At 64.2% G+C, this 19,300-nt stretch carries 18 protein-coding genes; 8 read left to right on the top strand and 10 right to left on the bottom strand.

The genetic code is table 11. From position 1 onward, the window contains the following. Positions 1-1,056: TIGR03862 family flavoprotein (locus tag BLX42_RS17265; protein WP_161872249.1), on the top strand; the 1,056-nt coding region annotated here is incomplete at its 5' end. 90 nt (positions 1,057-1,146) lie between these two features. Here the strand turns inward: BLX42_RS17265 and BLX42_RS17260 are convergent. The 4 genes from BLX42_RS17260 to BLX42_RS17245 form a co-directional block, all read right to left on the bottom strand. Beyond that, on the bottom strand, positions 1,147-2,466 hold the full coding sequence (locus tag BLX42_RS17260) for a DEAD/DEAH box helicase (RefSeq protein WP_161872248.1): 1,320 nt from the start codon (positions 2,464-2,466) through the stop codon (positions 1,147-1,149). 55 nt (positions 2,467-2,521) lie between these two features. Further along, entirely contained in the window at positions 2,522-3,442 is a 921-nt protein-coding gene (gene yedA, locus BLX42_RS17255) for a drug/metabolite exporter YedA (RefSeq protein WP_161872247.1), read from the bottom strand. A 144-nt stretch (positions 3,443-3,586) separates the two neighbouring features. Further along, positions 3,587-4,066, bottom strand: a complete 480-nt coding sequence (locus BLX42_RS17250) for an NYN domain-containing protein (protein WP_012312588.1) — start codon at positions 4,064-4,066, stop codon at positions 3,587-3,589. A gap of 63 nt (positions 4,067-4,129) precedes the next feature. Then, on the bottom strand, positions 4,130-4,882 hold the full coding sequence (locus BLX42_RS17245) for a DUF2076 domain-containing protein (protein ID WP_161872246.1): 753 nt from the start codon (positions 4,880-4,882) through the stop codon (positions 4,130-4,132). Positions 4,883-5,035: 153 nt separating this feature from the next. Between BLX42_RS17245 and BLX42_RS17240 the strand changes: the two genes are divergently transcribed. Beyond that, complete coding sequence (locus BLX42_RS17240; protein ID WP_012312586.1) at positions 5,036-5,692, top strand: YciC family protein; 657 nt, start codon at positions 5,036-5,038, stop codon at positions 5,690-5,692. 12 nt (positions 5,693-5,704) lie between these two features. On the opposite strand, the gene hrpB is transcribed toward BLX42_RS17240, so the two are convergent. Beyond that, the gene (hrpB, locus tag BLX42_RS17235) at positions 5,705-8,233 is read right to left on the bottom strand and encodes an ATP-dependent helicase HrpB (protein WP_161872245.1); all 2,529 of its coding nucleotides are present in this window, start codon (positions 8,231-8,233) and stop codon (positions 5,705-5,707) included. A gap of 117 nt (positions 8,234-8,350) precedes the next feature. Between hrpB and BLX42_RS17230 the strand changes: the two genes are divergently transcribed. Both BLX42_RS17230 and BLX42_RS17225 read left to right on the top strand, forming a co-directional pair. Further along, positions 8,351-8,770, top strand: coding sequence for a hypothetical protein (locus BLX42_RS17230; RefSeq protein ID WP_012312583.1), 420 nt, complete (start codon positions 8,351-8,353; stop codon positions 8,768-8,770). Between the two features lie 25 nt (positions 8,771-8,795). Beyond that, complete coding sequence (locus BLX42_RS17225) at positions 8,796-9,665, top strand: cation diffusion facilitator family transporter (RefSeq protein ID WP_012312582.1); 870 nt, start codon at positions 8,796-8,798, stop codon at positions 9,663-9,665. A 3-nt stretch (positions 9,666-9,668) separates the two neighbouring features. Here the strand turns inward: BLX42_RS17225 and BLX42_RS17220 are convergent, their stop codons facing one another. Continuing rightward, positions 9,669-10,514: a DUF6515 family protein gene (locus BLX42_RS17220; RefSeq protein ID WP_161872244.1), complete on the bottom strand. Its 846-nt coding sequence runs from the start codon at positions 10,512-10,514 to the stop codon at positions 9,669-9,671. A gap of 394 nt (positions 10,515-10,908) precedes the next feature. Between BLX42_RS17220 and BLX42_RS17215 the strand changes: the two genes are divergently transcribed. Beyond that, positions 10,909-11,385: an Lrp/AsnC family transcriptional regulator gene (locus tag BLX42_RS17215; protein WP_003249795.1), complete on the top strand. Its 477-nt coding sequence runs from the start codon at positions 10,909-10,911 to the stop codon at positions 11,383-11,385. Positions 11,386-11,417: 32 nt separating this feature from the next. Then, entirely contained in the window at positions 11,418-11,621 is a 204-nt protein-coding gene (locus BLX42_RS17210; protein WP_012312580.1) for a DUF2788 domain-containing protein, read from the top strand. Between the two features lie 101 nt (positions 11,622-11,722). On the opposite strand, the gene BLX42_RS17205 is transcribed toward BLX42_RS17210, so the two are convergent. From BLX42_RS17205 to BLX42_RS17190, 4 genes are all read right to left on the bottom strand, one after another. Continuing rightward, positions 11,723-12,352: a pseudouridine synthase gene (locus BLX42_RS17205; RefSeq protein ID WP_046785145.1), complete on the bottom strand. Its 630-nt coding sequence runs from the start codon at positions 12,350-12,352 to the stop codon at positions 11,723-11,725. Between the two features lie 6 nt (positions 12,353-12,358). After that, entirely contained in the window at positions 12,359-13,822 is a 1,464-nt protein-coding gene (gene amn, locus BLX42_RS17200; RefSeq protein WP_012312578.1) for an AMP nucleosidase, read from the bottom strand. A gap of 68 nt (positions 13,823-13,890) precedes the next feature. After that, positions 13,891-15,543 carry an acyl-CoA dehydrogenase family protein gene (locus BLX42_RS17195; RefSeq protein WP_161872243.1) on the bottom strand — a complete coding sequence of 551 codons (1,653 nt, stop codon included), beginning with the start codon at positions 15,541-15,543 and terminating at the stop codon, positions 13,891-13,893. 125 nt (positions 15,544-15,668) lie between these two features. Beyond that, positions 15,669-17,660 (bottom strand): hybrid sensor histidine kinase/response regulator, encoded by a 1,992-nt coding sequence (locus BLX42_RS17190; protein WP_046785142.1) that lies wholly within the window; start codon positions 17,658-17,660, stop codon positions 15,669-15,671. A gap of 265 nt (positions 17,661-17,925) precedes the next feature. On the opposite strand from BLX42_RS17190, the gene BLX42_RS17185 reads away from it, so the two are divergent. Together BLX42_RS17185 and thiE are read left to right on the top strand one after the other, a co-directional pair. Beyond that, positions 17,926-18,723, top strand: coding sequence for a hydroxymethylpyrimidine/phosphomethylpyrimidine kinase (locus tag BLX42_RS17185; protein ID WP_046785141.1), 798 nt, complete (start codon positions 17,926-17,928; stop codon positions 18,721-18,723). A 14-nt stretch (positions 18,724-18,737) separates the two neighbouring features. Then, positions 18,738-19,300 (top strand): thiamine phosphate synthase (gene thiE / locus BLX42_RS17180; RefSeq protein WP_161872242.1); only part of this gene is annotated, 563 nt, incomplete at its 3' end.

Here is a 19,300-nt window from a genome sequence, read left to right as displayed (position 1 = left end):
CCCTATCCCCAGTTCGTGGCGCGCTATGCCGAACGCGAAAGCGAGATAAAGCGGCTGCTGGGCGACTTCGATGCCGATGCCCTGCGCCAGTGGATTCACGGCTTGGGCATCGAAACCTTCGTGGGCACTTCGGGCCGAGTATTCCCGACCGACATGAAAGCCGCGCCGTTGCTGCGCGCCTGGCTCAAACGCCTGCGCGACAGCGGCGTGGTTATCCACACCCGCCATCGCTGGCTGGGCTGGCACGCCGACGGCGCCTTGCAAATCGCTTATCCACAGGGCGAACTGCAGGTAAAGGCTGATGTTGTTGTGTTGGCCTTGGGTGGTGGCAGCTGGGCCAGGCTGGGCTCCGACGGCGCCTGGCAACCTGTGCTGGCCGAACGGGCTGTGGATATCTCCCCCTTGCAAGCGAGCAACTGCGGGTTTGAAGTCGCAGGCTGGAGTGCGCTGCTCAAGGACAAGTTCGCCGGCGCGCCACTGAAGAACATCGCCTTGGGCATGCCAGGCACGGCAACGCGCAAAGGTGAGTTCATCCTTACCGCCCAGGGTGTCGAGGGCAGCCTGGTATATGCCTGGTCTGCACCGTTGCGCGAGGCTATCAACCGCGACGGCCAGGCAACGCTGCTGCTCGACCTGCTGCCGGACAAGCCTGTGGACAAGATTGCCCAGGCCCTGGCCAAGCCGCGGGGGTCGCGGTCGATGGCCAAGCACCTGCACAGCCAGTTGGGCATCGACGGGGCGAAGGCGGGACTGCTGCGTGAACTGACGGATCAGGCGACATTTGCCGATATGGCCGCGTTGGCACGGGCGATCAAGGCGCTACCCATCACGCTGGTACGCACCCGGCCGCTGGACGAGGCTATCAGCAGTGCCGGTGGCGTGCGCTTCGAGGGGCTGGATGAGGGCTTGATGCTCAAGGGCATGCCTGGCGTGTTCTGTGCCGGCGAGATGCTGGACTGGGAGGCGCCGACGGGGGGGTATCTGTTGACGGCGTGCTTTGCCAGTGGGTTGCGGGCCGGGCGGGCGGCGGCGGATTGGCTGGCACGGTCTTCCTGACAGGATGCGGGGGCCGCTTTGCGACCCTTTCGCGACCGTCCGTAGGAGCGGCCTTGTGTCGCGAAAGGGCTGCAAAGCAGCCCCAAAACCTCAAGGCTTGCGCTTCTTCGGCCCGGTATTGAAGCTCGGCACTTTGCGCACCGACTTGACCGGAGCCTCGTCGCCACTGTCCATCCAGCGCCCCAGCCCGCGCTTGGCACTGTTCTCTTTCGGCTTCTTGGGCTTTTTCGGCTTCTTGATCACCTGGCCACTGGCATCGGTCATCGGCACCCGGTGATCGGGAATGAAGTCCGGTTCCTCGTGGCGCGGCAAGGTCTGACGAATCAGCGTCTCGATCGTTGCCAACTGCTGCACCTCATCCGCGCACACCAGCGAAATCGCCTCGCCCTTGTTGCCCGCACGGCCCGTGCGACCAATACGGTGCACATAATCCTCGGCCACGATCGGCAGGTCGAGGTTGACCACCAACGGCAGGTCGTCGATGTCCAGGCCGCGGGCGGCAACGTCGGTGGCGACCAGTACCTGGATCTCACGGGTCTTGAAGCTGTCCAGCGCGCGCTGGCGCGTGGCTTGCGGGCGGTCACCGTGAATGCCATCGGCGTTCACTCCCTCGCCCAGCAGCCGCTCCACCAACTGGTCTACGCCATTGCGAGTCTTGGCAAACACCAGTACCTGCTTCCAGCGCTGCTTGCGCAGCAGATGGCAGAACAGGTCGACCTTGCGCTTCTTGTCCACCGGCACCAGCCATTGCTTGACCGTGGTGGCAGCCGCGTTGCGCGGGCTGACCTCGATACTCAGCGGGTCATTGAGCGCCAGCCCTGCCAGCATGCGGATCTGGTCGGAGAAGGTAGCGGAGAACAGCAGCGTCTGGCGCTTGCGCGGCAGGGCCGCGTATACCGACTGCAGCTCTTCGGCAAAACCCAGGTCGAGCATGCGGTCGGCTTCGTCGAGCACCAGGGTCTGCACCTGGTTGAACTTCACCGCGTTCTGGCGGAACAGGTCGAGCAAGCGCCCCGGGGTAGCCACCAGCAGGTCGACGCCACGACGCAGGCGCATCATTTGCGGGTTGATGCTGACCCCGCCATACACCGCGTACGTGCTCAGCGGCAGGTTTTCGGCGTATTCGCGCACGTTGTTGTGCACCTGCTCGGCCAATTCACGGGTCGGTACCAACACCAGGGCACGGATCGAGTTGCTGGCGACCTTTTCCCCTTCCAGGGCAAGGCGCTGCAGCACAGGCAGCGCAAAACCGGCAGTCTTGCCGGTGCCGGTCTGGGCTGCGGCCATCAGGTCGCGGCCGGCCAGCACGGCGGGGATGGCCTGGGCCTGAACCGGGGTCGGGGTGGTGTAGTCCAGCTGCTGCAGGGTACGCAGCAACGGTTCGATCAGGCCGAGTTTGGCGAAATTCATGGCAATACCGTCAGGGGGTTCAGCGAAGGCGGCAAGTTTACCGCAACACCCCGGCCTACTTGCAGGTTTCGCCCTCGAGCGATGCAGTGGGCTGCGCCGGCCTGCGCCACTGCGGCAGGCCGATCAGCACCACGGCACTGATGATCACCGCCATCGCCAGGCATTCCTCTGCGCCGATCTGCTCGCCGGCAAAGATGATACCAAGCAACACTGCAACCGCCGGGTTGACATAGGCATAGCTGGTGGCGGCCGCCGGGCGCACATGCTTGAGCAGGTACATGTAGGCGCTGAATGCCAGGATCGAGCCGAACAAGACCAGATAAGCCAATGCGCCCCAGCCTGCAGCAGTGGGCATCTGAGTCAGGCGCTCACCCGACAGGACGCTGCCCAGCAGCAATACCGCACCACCGACCAGCATCTCGGCCGCACTGGCCATGGGGCCTTGGGGTAACGGCAGGCTCTTGCTCCAGACCGACCCGAACGCCCACGCGGCAGCCGCAAACAGGATCAGCGCCGCACCGATGGGGCTGGCCTGCAGGTTAGAGCCGAGGTTGAGCAGGCCGATGCCAACCAGCCCAAGGAAGATGCCTGCCCACTCCAGGCGCGAATTGCGATGGCCGAACAGCAGGCCAAACACTAAGGTAAACAGCGGCACCGTAGCCACCGCCAGCGCAGCGACGCCGGAGGCAACGCCAGCATGCTCTGCAACCGTCACGCCGCCATTGCCGCAACTGAGCAGCAGAAAACCCACTGCCCCTGCTGCACGCCATTGCGGCCAGGTCGGTGCCGGCACCCCGCGCCAGCGCAAAAACCCGTAGAGCAGGCCGCCGGCGATAAGGAATCGCACCCCGGCCATCAGCATCGGCGGCCAGGACTCCACACCGATGCGAATGAACAGGTAGGTCGAGCCCCAGACCAGGTACAAGGCCAGAAAGGCACCAATCAGCAATAACGGGAAGCGGCGGGAGGCAGGCATGGCAAAACTCGAAATCCGTTTACGGGGGAATGAGTTTAGGGAGCCTCGCCACCAAGATTAAGTTACAAAACCGGATTAATTGGGCGGCACAATTTGCGTAATGGCTGGGTATCCGGCGCAATGGCGATCAAGCGCCGCCGAACCTCAATGCTTCAACAACAGACGCCCTTCGATCGGCACATAGCGGCTGGCCGCCCGTATCAGCGACATGGCGGTCAACCCCGGCACACCGTAGACCACCGCCTCGGCGCCATGACGCTGTATCACCCGCTCCAGCAGCAGGTCGAAATCACCATCGCCCGAAGCCAGTACTACCTGATCGACGCGGCTGGCTGCATCGATAACATCCAGGGTTATCCCCACATCCCAGTCACCTTTGGCCGAACCATCGCTGCGCTGTATGAACGGCTTGAGGCGCACATCGAAACCAAGGTTGCGCAGGATCTGCTGGAACTGCTGCTGTTTGCTGTCCCCACGGTCGATGGCATACGCCACGGCCTCGACGATCTCACCCTCGCGGCTGACTTCAGACCACAGCGCGGTGTAGTTGAAGTGACAGCCATGGGCCTGGCGCACGGTGTAGTAGAGGTTCTGCACATCGGCGAACAGTGCGATTTTCTTCACTACATACCCTCGGCTGAAGGGGCGCAACGCGCCCCCGAAAATGCCAGCAGTATGCCAGACCGATCAGACGAAGGTGTCGTCGTCCGAGAAGAAGCCGCCATCATCGCTGCCATAATCGCTTTCAGCGAAACCACCCTGGTCAGCGCCCCAGCCACCATTGTCGGCCACCTGCGGCTGCGCGCCCTCGTCGTTCCAGCCAGCGGTATCACTGGCCGGGGCCGGTTCTTCCTTGATCACCTCAACCACCTCTTCCGGCTGCGAGTGGTGGTTGAACAGGCTGCTGATGCCTTGTGCCAGCAACACACCACCGGCCACACCGGCAGCGGTCTGCATCGCACCACCCAGGAAGCTGCTGGCACCACCCCGAGCCGGCGCGGCGCCGAAACCAGGTTGCGCAGCCTGCGGCTGGGAGAAGCCAGGGGCACTCGGCTCACGCCAACCGCCTGCCGACGCGACCGGCGTGGCAGGCCGCTGGGGCTGCTGTGATGGTTGGGCAGGCTGCGGATTACGCCCACTGGCGCCAAAGATGCTGGAGAGGAAGCCACCACTGCTGGTGCTGCTGGTGCGGGAAGCCTCGACCTGGGCACGAGCCTGTTTGAGCTCTGCTTCCAGTTGCTTGTTCTGTTCGTCCAGGCGCTTGAGCGCAGCCTCCTGTACCAGGATTGCCTGGGCCATGTAGTAAGGCGCCGCCGGCTGCTCGCGCAGGTGTTCCTCGATGCGCGCCTGGGCCTGTGCATCACGCGGCTGGCTGGGGTCTTCGGCTTGTTTGATGCGGCCAAACAGGCCATCGATCAGGGTTTGTTCTTCAGTGTTCATGGGCTACCTCGTGGGAAGCGGGACATCGGACGTGTCAAAGATGGGGCGCGCAGGCGGCGGATTCAATCACTGGCCTGGTGAAACTTTTTTCAGCAATTGACTGCTCTGGGCTAAAGTTAGGCCCCTGCTTTTACTGCCATGCGATGTTGACCGATGAATCCGCTGAGCGTTTTGCGCGACTCCCTCTACTTCTTCCGCCGCCACCTGGCAAACATCATCCCGCTGTGCTTGCCGCTGGTCGTACTCGAAGCCCTGGTAACCCAACTGTTGTACCAGCAGTTGGGCGACCAGGCATCACCGGCCTACAGCATGCTGGTGAGCCTGCTGTTCTACCCGCTTTACAGTGCAGCGCTGATTCTTTACCTCGACACCCGCAGCAACGGCCAGGAGATCCCCAAACGCGAGCTGTTTGCCCGCGCCATGCAGCTATGGCCGCAATTGGCACTGCTGATCATGATCAGTTCGCTGCTGATCATGGCGGGGCTGGCGCTGCTGGTCTTCCCGGGGGTATGGATCATGATCAACCTGGTGTTCGCCGAGTATCTGCTGGTGCTGCGCGGCCTGCCGGTGGTGCAGTCGATGCGCGAAAGCGCACGCATGACCACCGGGCACTTCATGCGCATCATGCTCTGCGTACTTGCCGTGCTCGCCCCGATCTGGCTGATCGACGGGCTGCTGTTGATTGCCTTCCCCGAGCCTGCCCCCGCCCTGGAGCTGGCCATGGCCAGCCTGCTCGGCTTCCTGCAGTTGTTCAGCACCGTGGTGCTGTATCGCCTGTTCATGCTGCTGGAGAGCAAGAACGACGCCTGAACTGCCTCCCAGTCAGGTACCGCGCGGTTTGGCCCGCGCGGTGGCCTCCGCCACCAGCGGGTCGTCCGGCCAGTAATGCTTGGGGTATCTACCCTTGAGGTCCTTCTTCACCTCTGCATAGGTGGTGCGCCAGAAGTTGGCCAAATCCTGCGTCACCTGCACTGGCCGGCGCGCTGGCGACAGCAGGTGCAGCTTGACCTGCTGGCGACCTTGGGCGATGCGCGGCGTGTCAGCCAGGCCGAACAGCTCTTGCAGGCGCACGGCGAGGATCGGCGGGTTTTCACTGTAGTCGAGGCGGATACTGGAGCCCGACGGCACAGCCAGGTGCGCGGGCGCCCATTCGTCCAGGCGCTGGGGCAGCGGCCAGGGCAACAGATTACGCAAGATCGAAGGCAGGTCCAGGGCGGCGAAATGGCTCAGGCGGGAGACTTTGCCCAGATAAGGCTGCAGCCAGTGCTCCAGGCTGGCCAGCAGCGCCTCGTCGCCCAGGTCGGGCCACTCGCTGTGGCCGTCTTTTTCCAGGTCGAGCTGGCGCAACAGCGCTATTCGCGCCTGCCACTGGCGCAACTCTGGCGTCCAGTTCAGCAGGTTCAGGCCTTTGCGCCGCACCAGGCCTAGCAGTGCCCTGGCGCGGGCGTCATCATCCAGCCCAGGCAACGGTTCACGGCTGAGTACCAGTTCGCCGACCTTGGTCTGACGCTCGGCACGCAACACCTGCTCGCGCTCGTCCCAGTCGAGAATGTCGACGCGCTCCACCTGTTCGGCCAGCACATCGTCGAGCAGCGCCGGGTCGAATTCGGCAGCCAGGTAAATCCGCTCTTCCCGCTGCCCCTGGCGGCTGCCCAGGTCGGCGATGACCAACCACGGGCATTTCATCAGCGCATCGGCCTCGGCGAACAAAGCGGCACGGCCGTTGGCCAGGCGATACTCGGCCCCGCCCTCACGACGCTGCTGGGCAACCCGGTCGGGATAGGCCAACGCCAGCAGGGCGCCGAGCCAGCGTGGATGCTCGGGATCGGCAACCGCCGCACCGGCCTTGCCGCGCAGCAGCCCCCGATACTGGCGGGCCAACTGCCGGGCACGCTGCACACCGCCCTGGCCGCCACGGCTGGCCTTGCTGTCACCGCTGATCAGCGCCAGCCGGTCATGCAGGTCGGCGCCACCTGCGCGCTGGATGTCGCGCTCGCCCAACAAGGCGGCAACATCGCAAGCCATCGCGGCCAAGCCCAGGTCCTGGCCGCGCAGCAGCAGGTGAGCGATTCGCGGGTGAGCCGGAAGCTCGGCCATGGCCTGGCCGTGTTCACTGAGGTTGTCGCGGCTGCCCAGCTTGAAAGCGCCAAGCCGCGCCAGCAGGTCCTGCGCCTGGGAAAATGCCGCCGCTGGAGGCTGGTCCAGCCAACGCAACTGGTCAGGCGCAACACCCCATCGGCCAAGTTGCAGCGCCAGGCCAGCAAGGTCTGCCTGGAGGATTTCGGCACTGCCATGCGCTGCCAGCTGGTCGTGCTGCGCCTCTGACCACAAGCGGTAGCACACGCCCGGCTCCAGGCGCCCGGCACGGCCAGCCCGCTGGGTGGCGCTGGCACGGGAGATGCGTTGGGTGTCCAGGCGCGTCATGCCGCTGCCGGGGTCGAAACGCGGTACCCGGGCAAGGCCGGCATCGATGACCACGCGCACGCCGTCGATGGTCAGGCTGGTCTCGGCGATGTTTGTGGCCAGCACGACCTTGCGCAGGCCCTGGGGCGCCGGATCGATGGCGGCACGCTGGGCATTGAGGTCGAGTTCGCCATGCAAGGGGCACAGCAGAATGTCCGGGCGCTCGGCCAATGATTCCTGCAAACGTTGGTGAACCCTACGGATCTCAGCCTGGCCTGGGAGGAACACCAGCACACTGCCGGGTTGATCGGCCAAGGCCTGTAGCACGCTGTCCACCACCCGTGGCTCGATGAATTCCCCAGGCTGGAACGGCCGGCCCCAACGAATATCAACCGGGTACATGCGGCCTTCGCTGCTGATCACCGGCGCGTCGTCGAGCAGCCGGGACAGGCGCTCGCCCTCCAGGGTTGCGGACATCAGCAAAATTTTCAGCGGCGGGTCGTCGCGCAGCAGCTCCCGGCCATTGAGACTCAGCGCCAGGGCCAGGTCGGCATCCAGGCTGCGCTCGTGAAACTCATCGAAGATCAGCAGCCCTACGCCCTCCAGCGCAGGGTCTGCCTGCAACCGGCGGGTCAGGATGCCTTCGGTGACCACTTCGATACGGGTATTGGGCCCGACCTTGCTGTCCAGGCGAATGCGGTAACCCACGGTTTCGCCGACTTTTTCGCCCAGCTCGCTGGCCAGCCGTTCGGCCGCCGCACGCGCCGCCAGCCTGCGCGGCTCCAGCATCACGATGGTCTGCCCGGCCAGCCAGGGTTCATTCAACAGTGCCAGCGGTACACGGGTGGTCTTGCCTGCGCCGGGCGGCGCCTCGAGCACCGCTTCGTGACGGTTTTCCAAGGCATGGCGCAAAGCCGGCAGGGCAGCATCGATTGGTAAGGAAATCATGGTGGTCCTCGAACAGTCTGGCGAGTATAACGGCGAACCCAGCCTGCTCTATCATGGTCTTAGCATCAGGTGCCGGCGTATCGCCCCACCTTGTGGCAACTTTCTTCGGAGATTCAAATGCGCATCCCATCCCGCGTCATCGGTGGCGCCCTCATCGCCACCTTGCTGACCCAGCTGACGGCCTGCGGCACGCTGTTCTACCCCGAACGCCGCGGGCAGATCGAGGGCAAGGTCGACCCGGTAATCGTCGCCCTCGATGCCATCGGCATCCTGTTCTACGTGATCCCAGGCCTGATTGCCTTTGGCGTCGACTTCGCCACCGGCGCCATCTACTACCCTGGGGGCACCACGGCACAAGTAGCGCCAGAAAAACTGCGCGAGGCCATCAAGCCCGATGGCAAGGTCGACAACCTCAAGCTGCAGGCCATTCTCGAAAGCGAACTGGGCCAGCGCCTGCCGCTGGACGACCCGCGGTTGATCCAGCATCGCGGCAGCGTCGAGCAACTGGCAGCGTTCGGCCTGGTGCCGACAGCCTGAACCCTGCAAGGAAACCACCCTCGGCATGATCACCTCGGCTGAACACCAGCGCCTGCTACGCCTGGCCACCCGCGCCTCGCTCGCGGTGGCCAGCATCCTCGTGCTGAGCAAGGCCGTGGCCTGGTGGCTGAGTGGCTCGGTCAGCCTGCTGGCCGGGCTGACCGATTCGGCGCTGGACGCGGTCGCCTCGTTCCTCAACCTGCTCGCAGTGCACTATGCGCTACGCCCGGCTGATGATGACCATCGCTTCGGCCACGGCAAGGCAGAAGCCTTGGCGGGCATGGCCCAGGCAGTGTTCATCGGCGTGAGTGCGGTACTGATCGGGGTTCAGGCCGCCGAGCGCCTGCAATCGCCACAGCCCTTGGGTGATACTGCAATCGGTATCGGCGTGATGTTGCTGTCGCTGGTACTGACGCTGGCCTTGCTGGCGCTGCAACGCAAGGTGGTGCGTGTGACAGGCTCAACGGCGGTGCGTGCCGACTCGCTGCATTATCGCTCTGACCTGCTGCTAAACGGCAGCATCCTGCTGGCCTTGCTGCTGGCACGCTACGGCTGGCCGCAGCTGGATGCGCTGTTTGGCCTGGGTATCGCGCTGTACATCCTGTGGAGTGCACTGCAGATCGCCCGGGAAAGCACGGCAATCCTGATGGACAAGGAACTGCCCGGCGACATCGGCGAGGGCATGGTCGAACTGGTGCTGGGCATTGCCGGGGTCAAGGGGGTGCATGACCTGCGCACCAGGGTGTCGGGCAATCAGTGGTTCGTGCAACTGCATCTGGAGCTGCCGGGGCAGTTGCCGTTGCACGAAGCACATGCCCTGTGCGTTCAGGCCTCTGAAGTCATCCGCCAGCGTTATCCACAGGCCGATGTGATGGTGCATGCCGACCCCGTCTGAGGCTCAATTGATACTGTAGCCCCGGCCACTGAAACACGCCCCCAGCGCCCGCCGGTAGTTGTCTGCAACATTGGCCGGCGGTGCGCTGGGGGCGGTTGCAGGGTCGAAGTTGGACTGGCTCACCGCCCAACGGTGACACTGGTAGCGGTCCTGGTCCTGCTGCTCCTGGCCTTGCCCATGCATCGGGTAGGCCACCACATCGTATGCGTTGCCTGAAGGGGCTTGCGCCACGGGCATCGGTGCCGGTGCAACCGCAGGCGGGCTGACCACCACGTACTCCTGGCTGTCTGCCAGGTACTGGTAATACGTATCGGCCACCAGGAAGAGCAGGGCACCCCCCACCCACACTTCACGTGCATAGGATGGCAGGTAGCCGACCCGCACCCCGTACGGCGGGGCTACCACGATGTAGCTGCCGCCATGCGGGCGGTACCAGTAACCACCTGAGTAAAAATAGTCCTGCCCACGGTAGGGCACTTTCCAGTAGCGGTCCGGGAAATGGTCGATGCTGTGCCCGGGGCGATACTGCGGCCCCGGCCCCCAGCCATTGCCATGGCCATCCGGCCGCCCCTGCCAGTCGCCACCAGGCCGTTGACCAGGGCCGCCAGCCTCCCAGTGCCGGTAATCGGCATTGCGCCGGGGAATATCCTGGTAGTAGCCCTGGCGGGCGGGCTGGGTCTGGTGCACTTCATCGCGCGAGTTGAGCGGCGAACGGCCTTCGTAACTACCGTTGGGATCCTGCCGGCCATTGCCACCATGCCCGTCGTCAGGGCCCTGGGCCATCGCCCCCAGGCAGATGCTCACGCCAAGCAAACCAACACCTGCCAACTGCCAGATGCGCGACTTCATGTTGTTCCTCACGGTCAAGATAACGGCACGCTGCCAGTCTACCGTGCCTGTAACGGACAAACAGATGAAATCGCGGCCATGAAAAAAGGGAGGCCTTGAGGCCTCCCTTTGAGAATTGTCGTCCGTGCTCGGCACTTGTGGTGCCGGCTCACCTCATACGCTCTTGTGGAGGTACGTAGCCCGGGGGCCTGGCGGATCCTGTTGGATGGCTGGCCGCGACCGCCAGCCTAGGGCGCGTCGCCGTGGACTGATGTCCGGGCAGTGATTCTGTTGATAAAGATACGGGACAGGGGGCGGCAGCGGATTGCGAAGATTGCTCAGATAAATAGCACTTGCGCAATTTTTAACCCTGGATCGATAATTCACCGCAATCTGATCAGAAAAGGCCTTTTCCATGAGCAAGCTTGACCGCTACGACCTGAGCATCCTCGCCGAATTGCAGCGCGATGCGCGCATTTCCAACCAGGAGCTGGCCGAACGCATTGGCCTGTCGCCCTCACCCTGCTCTCGTCGGGTCAAGCAACTGGAAGACGACGGCTATATCTCACGGCAAGTCGCCCTGCTCGACCGCAAAAAGCTTGGCCTGAGCCTGACGGCTTACGTGCTGATCGGCATGGACCGGCACACCCCGGAGCGCTTCGAGACCTTCGAGGCGGCCATCCGCAACTTGCCACAGGTGCTCGAATGCAGCCTTGTAACCGGCATGGATGCCGACTATCAGCTCAAGGTGGTGGTACCGGACATGGATCACTACCAGAAACTGCTATTGGGCAGCCTGACCCGCATCGAAGGCGTCACCAGCGTGCGCTCGAGCTTCGTGCTCAATCAGGTGCTGGCGAGTACCGAACTGCCCCTGACCCACCTTCGTTGATTGGCTGCTGAGCTTGCCTGGAGAACACACAGATGGATCCGGCTGTATTCGAAGAATGGATGATGATCATCCTGGTCACCGTGCTGATCGGTTTCATGGGCTTCATCGTCTGGGACTTGGCAAAGAAATCCAAGGCCGGGCGCTTTGGCACGATGATCCTGTTCTTCGTGCTGGGGCTGGGGGTGCTGGCCTTTATCATCAAGACCGTGGTCGTGGGGTTTCTGGAAGGGGTGTAGCGCCCTCTCAAGCCGCATCGCCGGCAAGGCGGCGCCCACAAATGCCAAGGCCTGCGCATTTTCTGTGGGGGCCGGCTTGCCGGCGATGAAGCCAGCGAGCATTACAGCTTGGCCGGCACCTCGCGCCAACACCCCTGCTCCAGCCCATCCAGCGCCCAATCACCGATCCGCACCCGCACCAGGCGCAAAGTCGGCAAGCCCACCGCCGCTGTCATGCGCCGCACCTGGCGGTTACGCCCCTCGCGAATCACCAGCTCCAGCCAACTGGTCGGCACGCTCTTGCGAAAGCGTACCGGCGGGTTGCGCGGCCACAGCTCAGGCTCATCGAGGCGCCGTGCTTCGGCAGGCAAGGTCGGCCCGTCATTGAGCTGCACGCCCTCACGCAAACGCGTTAGCTGCTCATCGCTCGGCTCGCCTTCCACCTGTACCCAGTACGTCTTGGCCAGCTTGTGCCTGGGGTCAGCGATGCGCGCCTGCAAACCGCCGTCGTTGGTCAGCAACAGCAACCCTTCACTGTCACGATCCAGCCGCCCGGCCGGGTAAATGCCGGGAATATCGATGTAATCCTTGAGCGTGGCACGGCCATCGCTGTCGCTGAACTGGGTAAGCACATCGAACGGCTTGTTGAACAGGATCAGGCGAGGCTCGGCCGGTGGCGCCTTGGGCTGGCGCTTTGGGCCGGCAGGCCGCGCCTTGGGGTGGCGCGGCTTGGAACGGGGTGGCAGTGGCATGGATCCTCAGCGGAACGGCGGCTCATCGAAGCTGCGCAGTTTACGCGAGTGCAGCGAATTGAGCTCGGTGCGCAGTAGGTCGAGGGCGGCGATACCGATCTTCAAGTGCTGGCTGACCGCGCGGTTGTAGAAGGCGTTGGCCGACCCAGGCAGCTTGATTTCGCTGTGCAGCGGTTTGTCGGACACACACAGCAAGGTGCCATATGGCACTCGCAGGCGATAACCCTGGGCGGCGATGGTGCCGCTCTCCATGTCTACCGCCACGGCCCGCGACAGGTTGATCAGCGGCCGTTCCTGGGCCCAGCGCAGCTCCCAGTTACGGTCGTCGTATGTCAGCACGGTGCCGGTGCGCAGGCGCTTCTTCAATTCCTCGCCCCGCTCGCCGGTAACCTGGGCTGCCGCCTCCTGCAACGCCAGTTGCACCTCGGCCAGGGCCGGGATCGGGATGTTCGGCGGCACCACCCGGTCAAGGATACCGTCGCGGCGCATGTAAGCGTGCGCCAGCACATAGTCCCCGATGGTCTGCGACTGACGCAGGCCCCCGCAGTGGCCGATCATCAGCCAGCAATGCGGACGCAGCACGGCCAGGTGGTCGGTGATGTTCTTGGCGTTGGACGGGCCGACACCGATGTTGACCAGGGTGACACCATCACCATCAGCGGCGATCAGGTGATACGCCGGCATCTGATAGCGGTGCCAGACCACGCTGGCCACCAGGGCCTGGGCCTCACCATGGTCCATGCCTTTTTCGATCGCCACGTTGCCCGGCAGCACCATGCGCACGAAGCGCGGGTCGTCACGCAGCTGTTCAAGGCCATGGCTGATGAACTGGTCGACATAGCGGTGGTAGTTGGTCAGCAGGATCCAAGGCTGCACATGGCGCCAGTCGCTGCCGGTGTAGTGCACCAGGCGGCGCAGCGAGAAGTCCACGCGGGCGGCGTCGAACAGCGCCAGTGGCAGTGTCTGGGCACTGCCCCAGTCGCACAGGCCATCGGCAATGTCGTCGGTGGCGGCGGACAGGTCGGTACTGGGGAATACCCGTGCCAGCTCGGCGGCAGTGATGCCGCTGCCCGCCAGTTCATCGCCCTGGTCGACCACGTAAGGGTACGGGATGTTCTGCTCGCTGACGCCTACCTCGACGGTCACGGTGTAGTCGTGCATCAAGGGGCGCAACTGCTCGAGCAGATAACCCCGAAATGCCGCAGGCTGAGTGACTGTGACGCTGTAGGTGCCCGCCACCTGTACCTTGGCATAGGCACGGGTGGTGGCGGCGACTTCGCCGTGGCTGTAGTAGGTCAGGCGCAAGGCCGGGTAGCGGTAAACGGCGCGCTCGTCGGCGTCCGGCTCGGTGCGGTCCTTCAGGTAACGCTTGAGGGCCTGGCTGAGGGCCCCGGTGGCCTGTTCATGCAAGGCCGCCAGACGGTCGACGGCCTGTTCGGGGGTATCAACGACTACAAAGGCTTGGCTCACACTGTGCTTCCTGTCTGGACATGCATGTCAGCCATCTTGCCTGCCTTCGCCGGTAAAAACACCCCCTGTCAGCCGGGCCAGACCGGCGTGGCCCGTGCCACCAGCGCCTGGACATCGGCGCCGCGCGGCAATGCCCCGTAAACGCGGCCGCCGCCGGCCAGCCGGCTGCCGATGAAGGCATCGCTGACCGAGGTGTTGCCCGCTTCCAGCAACAGCTTGGCCTGCAGGGCCAGGGCGATGTCCTCGGTCAGCTGCCGGGCACGATACTGAATGTCGCCCGTATCGGCGAACGCGCCCTTGAGATTGCCGATGTGCGCCGCCAGCCGTGGATCGCCATGGCCATCGCCCAGTTCAGCGAACAGCGCATCGAGCACACCCGGCTCCTTGGACAAGGCACGCAGTACGTCCAGGCACTGGACGTTGCCCGACCCCTCCCAAGTGGAATTGACCGGTGCTTCGCGGTACAAGCGCGGCAGGATGCTGTCCTCGACATAACCGGCGCCGCCCAGGCATTCGGCAGCTTCGTTGATCATCGCGGGCGCGCGCTTGCAGATCCAGTACTTGCCCACCGCCGTGACCAACCGGGCGAAGTGCGCCTGCTGCGGATCATCGAGTTGCTCTAGCGCTTGCCCCATGCGCAGGCTCAAGGCCAGGGCCGCTTCGCTTTCCAGTGCCAGATCGGCCAGCACGTTCTGCATCAGCGGCTGCTCGCTCAGTACCCGGCCGCCGACCTTGCGGTGCGCGCAGTGGTGGGTAGCCTGGGTCAAGGCCTGGCGCATCAGGGCGCTTGAGCCGACCATGCAGTCGAAGCGGGTCATGGCCACCATCTCGATGATGGTTGGCACTCCCCGCCCCTCCTCGCCGACCATCCAGGCCAGAGCGCCACGCAGCTCCACCTCGCTGGAAGCATTCGAGCTGTTGCCGAGCTTGTTCTTCAGGCGCTGGATGTAGAACTGGTTACGGCTGTCATCCGGGCGATGGCGTGGCAAGAGGAAACAGCTCAAGCCTTTGTCGGTCTGCGCCAGTGTCAGGAAGGCGTCGCACATCGGCGCCGAACAGAACCATTTATGACCAACCAGCTCGTAGGCCTGGCCCGGCCCCGGGCTGCCGACAGGATAGGCGCGGGTGGTGTTGGCGCGTACATCGGTACCGCCCTGCTTTTCTGTCATGGCCATGCCGATGGTCACGCCCGCCTTGTGCTGATCGCCGACGTTGCGGGGGTCGTACTCGCGGGCAAGAATCTTCGGCAACCAGTACTCGGCCAGCTCAGGCTGCAGCCTGAGTGCGGGGACAGCGGCAAAGGTCATGGTCAGCGGGCAACCGGTACCGGCTTCTGCCTGGCTGTGCAGGTAGGTCATCGATGCCCGGGCTACATGGGCGCCGGGGCGCGGCTCGGCCCAGGGCAACGACGGCAGGCCGTGTTCGACGGCCGTACGCATCAGCTCGTGGTAGGCGGGGTGGAACTCCACCAGGTCGATGCGGTGCCCGTAACGGTCATGGCTGCTGAACGCTGGTTTGTGCGCGTTGGCCAGAAAGCCTGCGGCCATCAGGGGCCCACCGGCCAAGGCACCGTAGGCATCGATCCGCGATTCGGCCCAGCAGGCACCGAAACGCCGCGACCACTCCTGCAGTGGCAGGTCCAGGCGGTACAGGTTGGCGCCGTCGAGGGACGGTGGCTGATTGGTGACTTCGTGGGTTTCAGCGTACTGGTGCAGGTTCATCGGGAGCTCCTGGGGCCGGGTATGCATGAAAGTCCCAGTGAAGCACTCCCTGTGGGCCAGTCAAAGTGCCAATAATGACTAAACAGGTGGCAACGCACACCATCGTGGCATGCGCCCGGCAGCCTTCAGAACCGGGTAACCCCCGAAGCCGCCCTGCCCGCCGTTACCTGCACCTGCGCTATCGCCACATTCAGCGTCAACTCGAAACGGCTGCCCAACCCCCGCGTAGACTCATGCATCAACGTGCCCCCCAGCACCTCGCCCAACTGCCGGCAGATCGACAGGCCGATGCCCAGCCCACCGTAGCGCCGGGTCATCGAGCCATCGACCTGGAAGAAGCGCTGATACAGGATCGCCTGGTCCAGGTCATCGAAGCCGATGCCGCTGTCACTGACGGTGAAGGTCAGCGCCAGGCTGTCGGGCCCAAGCCGACGGCCGCGCACCTGAACCATCACACCGCCCTGGTGGGTGAACTTCAGGCCATTGTCCACCAGGCAACCCAGGCAGCGCGTCAACTTATGCGCATCGCCAAGCAGTTCGTCCGGCAGCTCTGCGGGAATGTCCAGGCTCAGGTAAAGCCCTTTGCCAAGGGCCGTTCCAGCGTAGCCGGCACGCAGGTCCTGAAGCGTGCGGCGCAAGCTGAACGGCACCGGCTGCGCGCGCAGGCGACCTGCCTGCAGCTCGGTGAGGGTAAGAATATCGTCGACCATGTCCATCATGTTCTGCGCAGAGCCCACCGCCGTGCGATGGTACTGGGCCATCTCGGCGCTCAGCGGCAACGTGTGCATCAGCTCCAGCGAGCCGATAACACCGTTCATCGGGGTGCGCAGTTCATGGGTGATCGTGGCGAGGAATTCATCCTTGAGGTGGTTGCTCCTGGCCAGCTGCTGGTTCAGTTGTTCCAGTGTCCGCCCGGTATCACGCAGGGTCTGCGCCTGCTGTTCGCGCATGCTGTTGATACGGTCGGCCAGCGCCAGGGACAACAACGCCACTTCCAACGCCGCACCGAGCTGGCTGGCATACATGGTCAGGAACACATTGGGCAGGTACCCCAGCACCATCAGGGTATTGACCAGCCCGCCCAGCAGGAACGCCGTCCAGGCAATGATGAACCAGCGAGCCACGCGCAGACCGCGCACCCAGGCGTATAGCCCCGCAGTGAAAATGCTGACGGTGAACAGCAGGGCCAGCACAGTGGCCATGCGCAAGGCAATGCCATAGGGCATGCTCACCGCCAGCAGCATCACCAGCACTGCCCCGAGCATCAACAGTTGCAGCAGCCGATCGAACCCTCGGCTGATCGTGCCCAGGCGCAGGAAGTGGCGGGCGAACTGGCAACCGAACAAGCCGGCAGCACCGATGAACAAGGGCGTGGCGGCATTCGCCCACCAGGGGCTGTTCGGCCAGAAGTACGCCACCCCTGCGCCGTTGACCGACACCTGGTAGAAGCCGAACGAGGCAATATAGAGGATGTAGTAGAGGTAACTGACGTCCCGAACGCTGAGGAAGATGAACAGGTTGTACACCAGCATCACCAGCAACACCCCGTAGATCATCCCCAGCACATACAGGCGCGTGGGCTGCTCTTCCATGTAGGCCTCGGCAGACCACAGCGCCAACGGCGCCTGCACCGAGCCCTGGCTGTGCAGGCGCAGGTAGACGGTGGTCGCCTGATTGGGCTGCAGCGGCAGTTCGAACAGGTAGTTGTTCTGGCGGATCTGCCGGCTGTCGTAGGGCAAGGCATCGCCGGTACGCTGTGCCAGGCGGTAGGTACCATCGGCGCCCGGCAGATAGAGCTCGAGGTGATCCAGCGGCGGGTACGCCAGCTCCAGCAACCATTGGCGCGGTGCGGGGTTGGCCGAGGCCAGGTAGCGCAAATCGACCTTGAGCCAGAACACCGAAGTCGAATAGCCGGCATTCAGCACTTGTTCACGGTGCAGGCGAAAACGCTTGGCGAAGGTGGGCGCGGTAACCTGGGCGATGCTGGCGCTGCCCTCGCGGTCTTCATAGACCTGCATGGTGCTGCCCAGCGAAAGGTACCGGGTGGTGTCGTCGAAATCGACCGCAGTGGCCAGCACGGGCAAGCAGCCCAGAAGCAAAATCAGCAAATAGCGCATACGGCCCCAGCATGGCGTGCCCGGACACGTCGCAATGGCCCCCTATCCCTATGAGACGACGAATTCCGGTAAAGCCCGTTTATCGAGTTATCCGAGCACTCTAGCATAGCTTTGGAGGCTGGCAACGGGCCATCTTGATTTAAGCTTAAAAGGCTCTAGATCAGTGCTTTCAGGCCAGTGAAAAGCATAAAGCTGACTCATCGATCAACAAAACCCGTTTGTAGGACGATCCGTACAAAAGGGTTTGGTGGTAAGCTCGCCGACCATGAATACCTACAGCTCCCGCCCCGTTGTCCTCTGTCTATCCGGCCACGACCCAAGTGGCGGTGCCGGCTTGCAGGCAGATATCGAAGCCCTGATCGCCCAAGGCTGTCACGCCGCACCTGCGGTGACCGCCCTGACCGTGCAGGATACCGTCAATGTTTCCGACTTCCGCGTGCTCGACCGCGAGTGGGTGCTGGCCCAGGCCAATGCCGTACTGGCCGACTCCACGGTAGCCGCGGTCAAGCTGGGCATGCTCGGCTCGATCGAAATGGTCGATACCGTCGCCGAACTGCTCAGTGCCCACCCGCACCTGCCGGTGGTCTGCGACCCGGTGCTGCGCGCCGGTGGCGGTGGCCGGCTGGGCAAGGACGAGGTCGGCTATGCCCTGCGCGAGCGCCTGTTGCCGCTGGCGGCCATCGCCACCCCGAACCTGCCCGAGGCCCGCATTCTTGCCGAACTGCCCGAAGGTACGGCAGACGAGTGTGCCGAAAAATTGTTGCCGTTCTGCAAACACCTGCTGATTACCGGTGGCCACGGCGACGAAGACGAAATCCACAACCGCCTGTACAGCCGCGATGGCCAGCGTCATACCTGGACCTGCCAGCGCCTGCCTGGCAGCTACCACGGCTCGGGTTGTACCCTGGCCAGCACGTTGGCCGGCCGCCTGGCCTTGGGCGAAGCCCTGCAAAGCGCCGTGCGCAGTGCACTCGACTACACCTGGCGCACCCTGCGTGACGCCGAGCAGCTGGGCAAGGGCCAGTTCGTCCCGCGCCGCCTGCCCCTGGACTTCTGCTCCTGATACGAGGCTTTCTGATGAAGCTACGCGGTCTGTATGCAATCACCGACAGCCAGCTGCTCGCCGGCCGTTTCCTGTCCCATGTCGAGGCGGCACTGGAAGGCGGCGTGCGCCTGCTGCAGTACCGCGATAAAAGCGATGATGACGCCCGTCGACTGCGTGAAGCCCAAGCGCTTCTCAAGCTCTGCGAACGCTACGGCACCGAGCTGGTCATCAACGACGACGCCGAACTGGCTGCGCGCCTGGGCGTCGGTGTGCATCTGGGGCAGACCGACGGCCCATTGACCCCGGCGCGTGCGCTGCTGGGCCGCCAGGCCATCATTGGCTCGACCTGCCACGCCAGCCTCGACCTGGCCGCCCAGGCTGCCAGCGAAGGCGCCAGTTATGTCGCCTTTGGCCGTTTCTTCAATTCCGTGACCAAGCCCGGTGCACCCGCTGCCGATGTTGGCCTGCTGGCGCAGGCCCGGGCCCAGGTCAAACTGCCGCTCGCCGTGATCGGCGGCATCACCCTCGACAACGCCGCTCCGCTGGTCGCCCACGGTGCCGACCTGCTGGCGGTGATCCATGGCCTGTTCGGTGC

The sequence above is a fragment of the Pseudomonas sp. SG-MS2 genome, assembly GCF_009933855.1.
GTDB lineage: Bacteria > Pseudomonadota > Gammaproteobacteria > Pseudomonadales > Pseudomonadaceae > Aquipseudomonas > Aquipseudomonas putida_E.
This window is presented reverse-complemented; position numbering and strand designations above follow the sequence as displayed.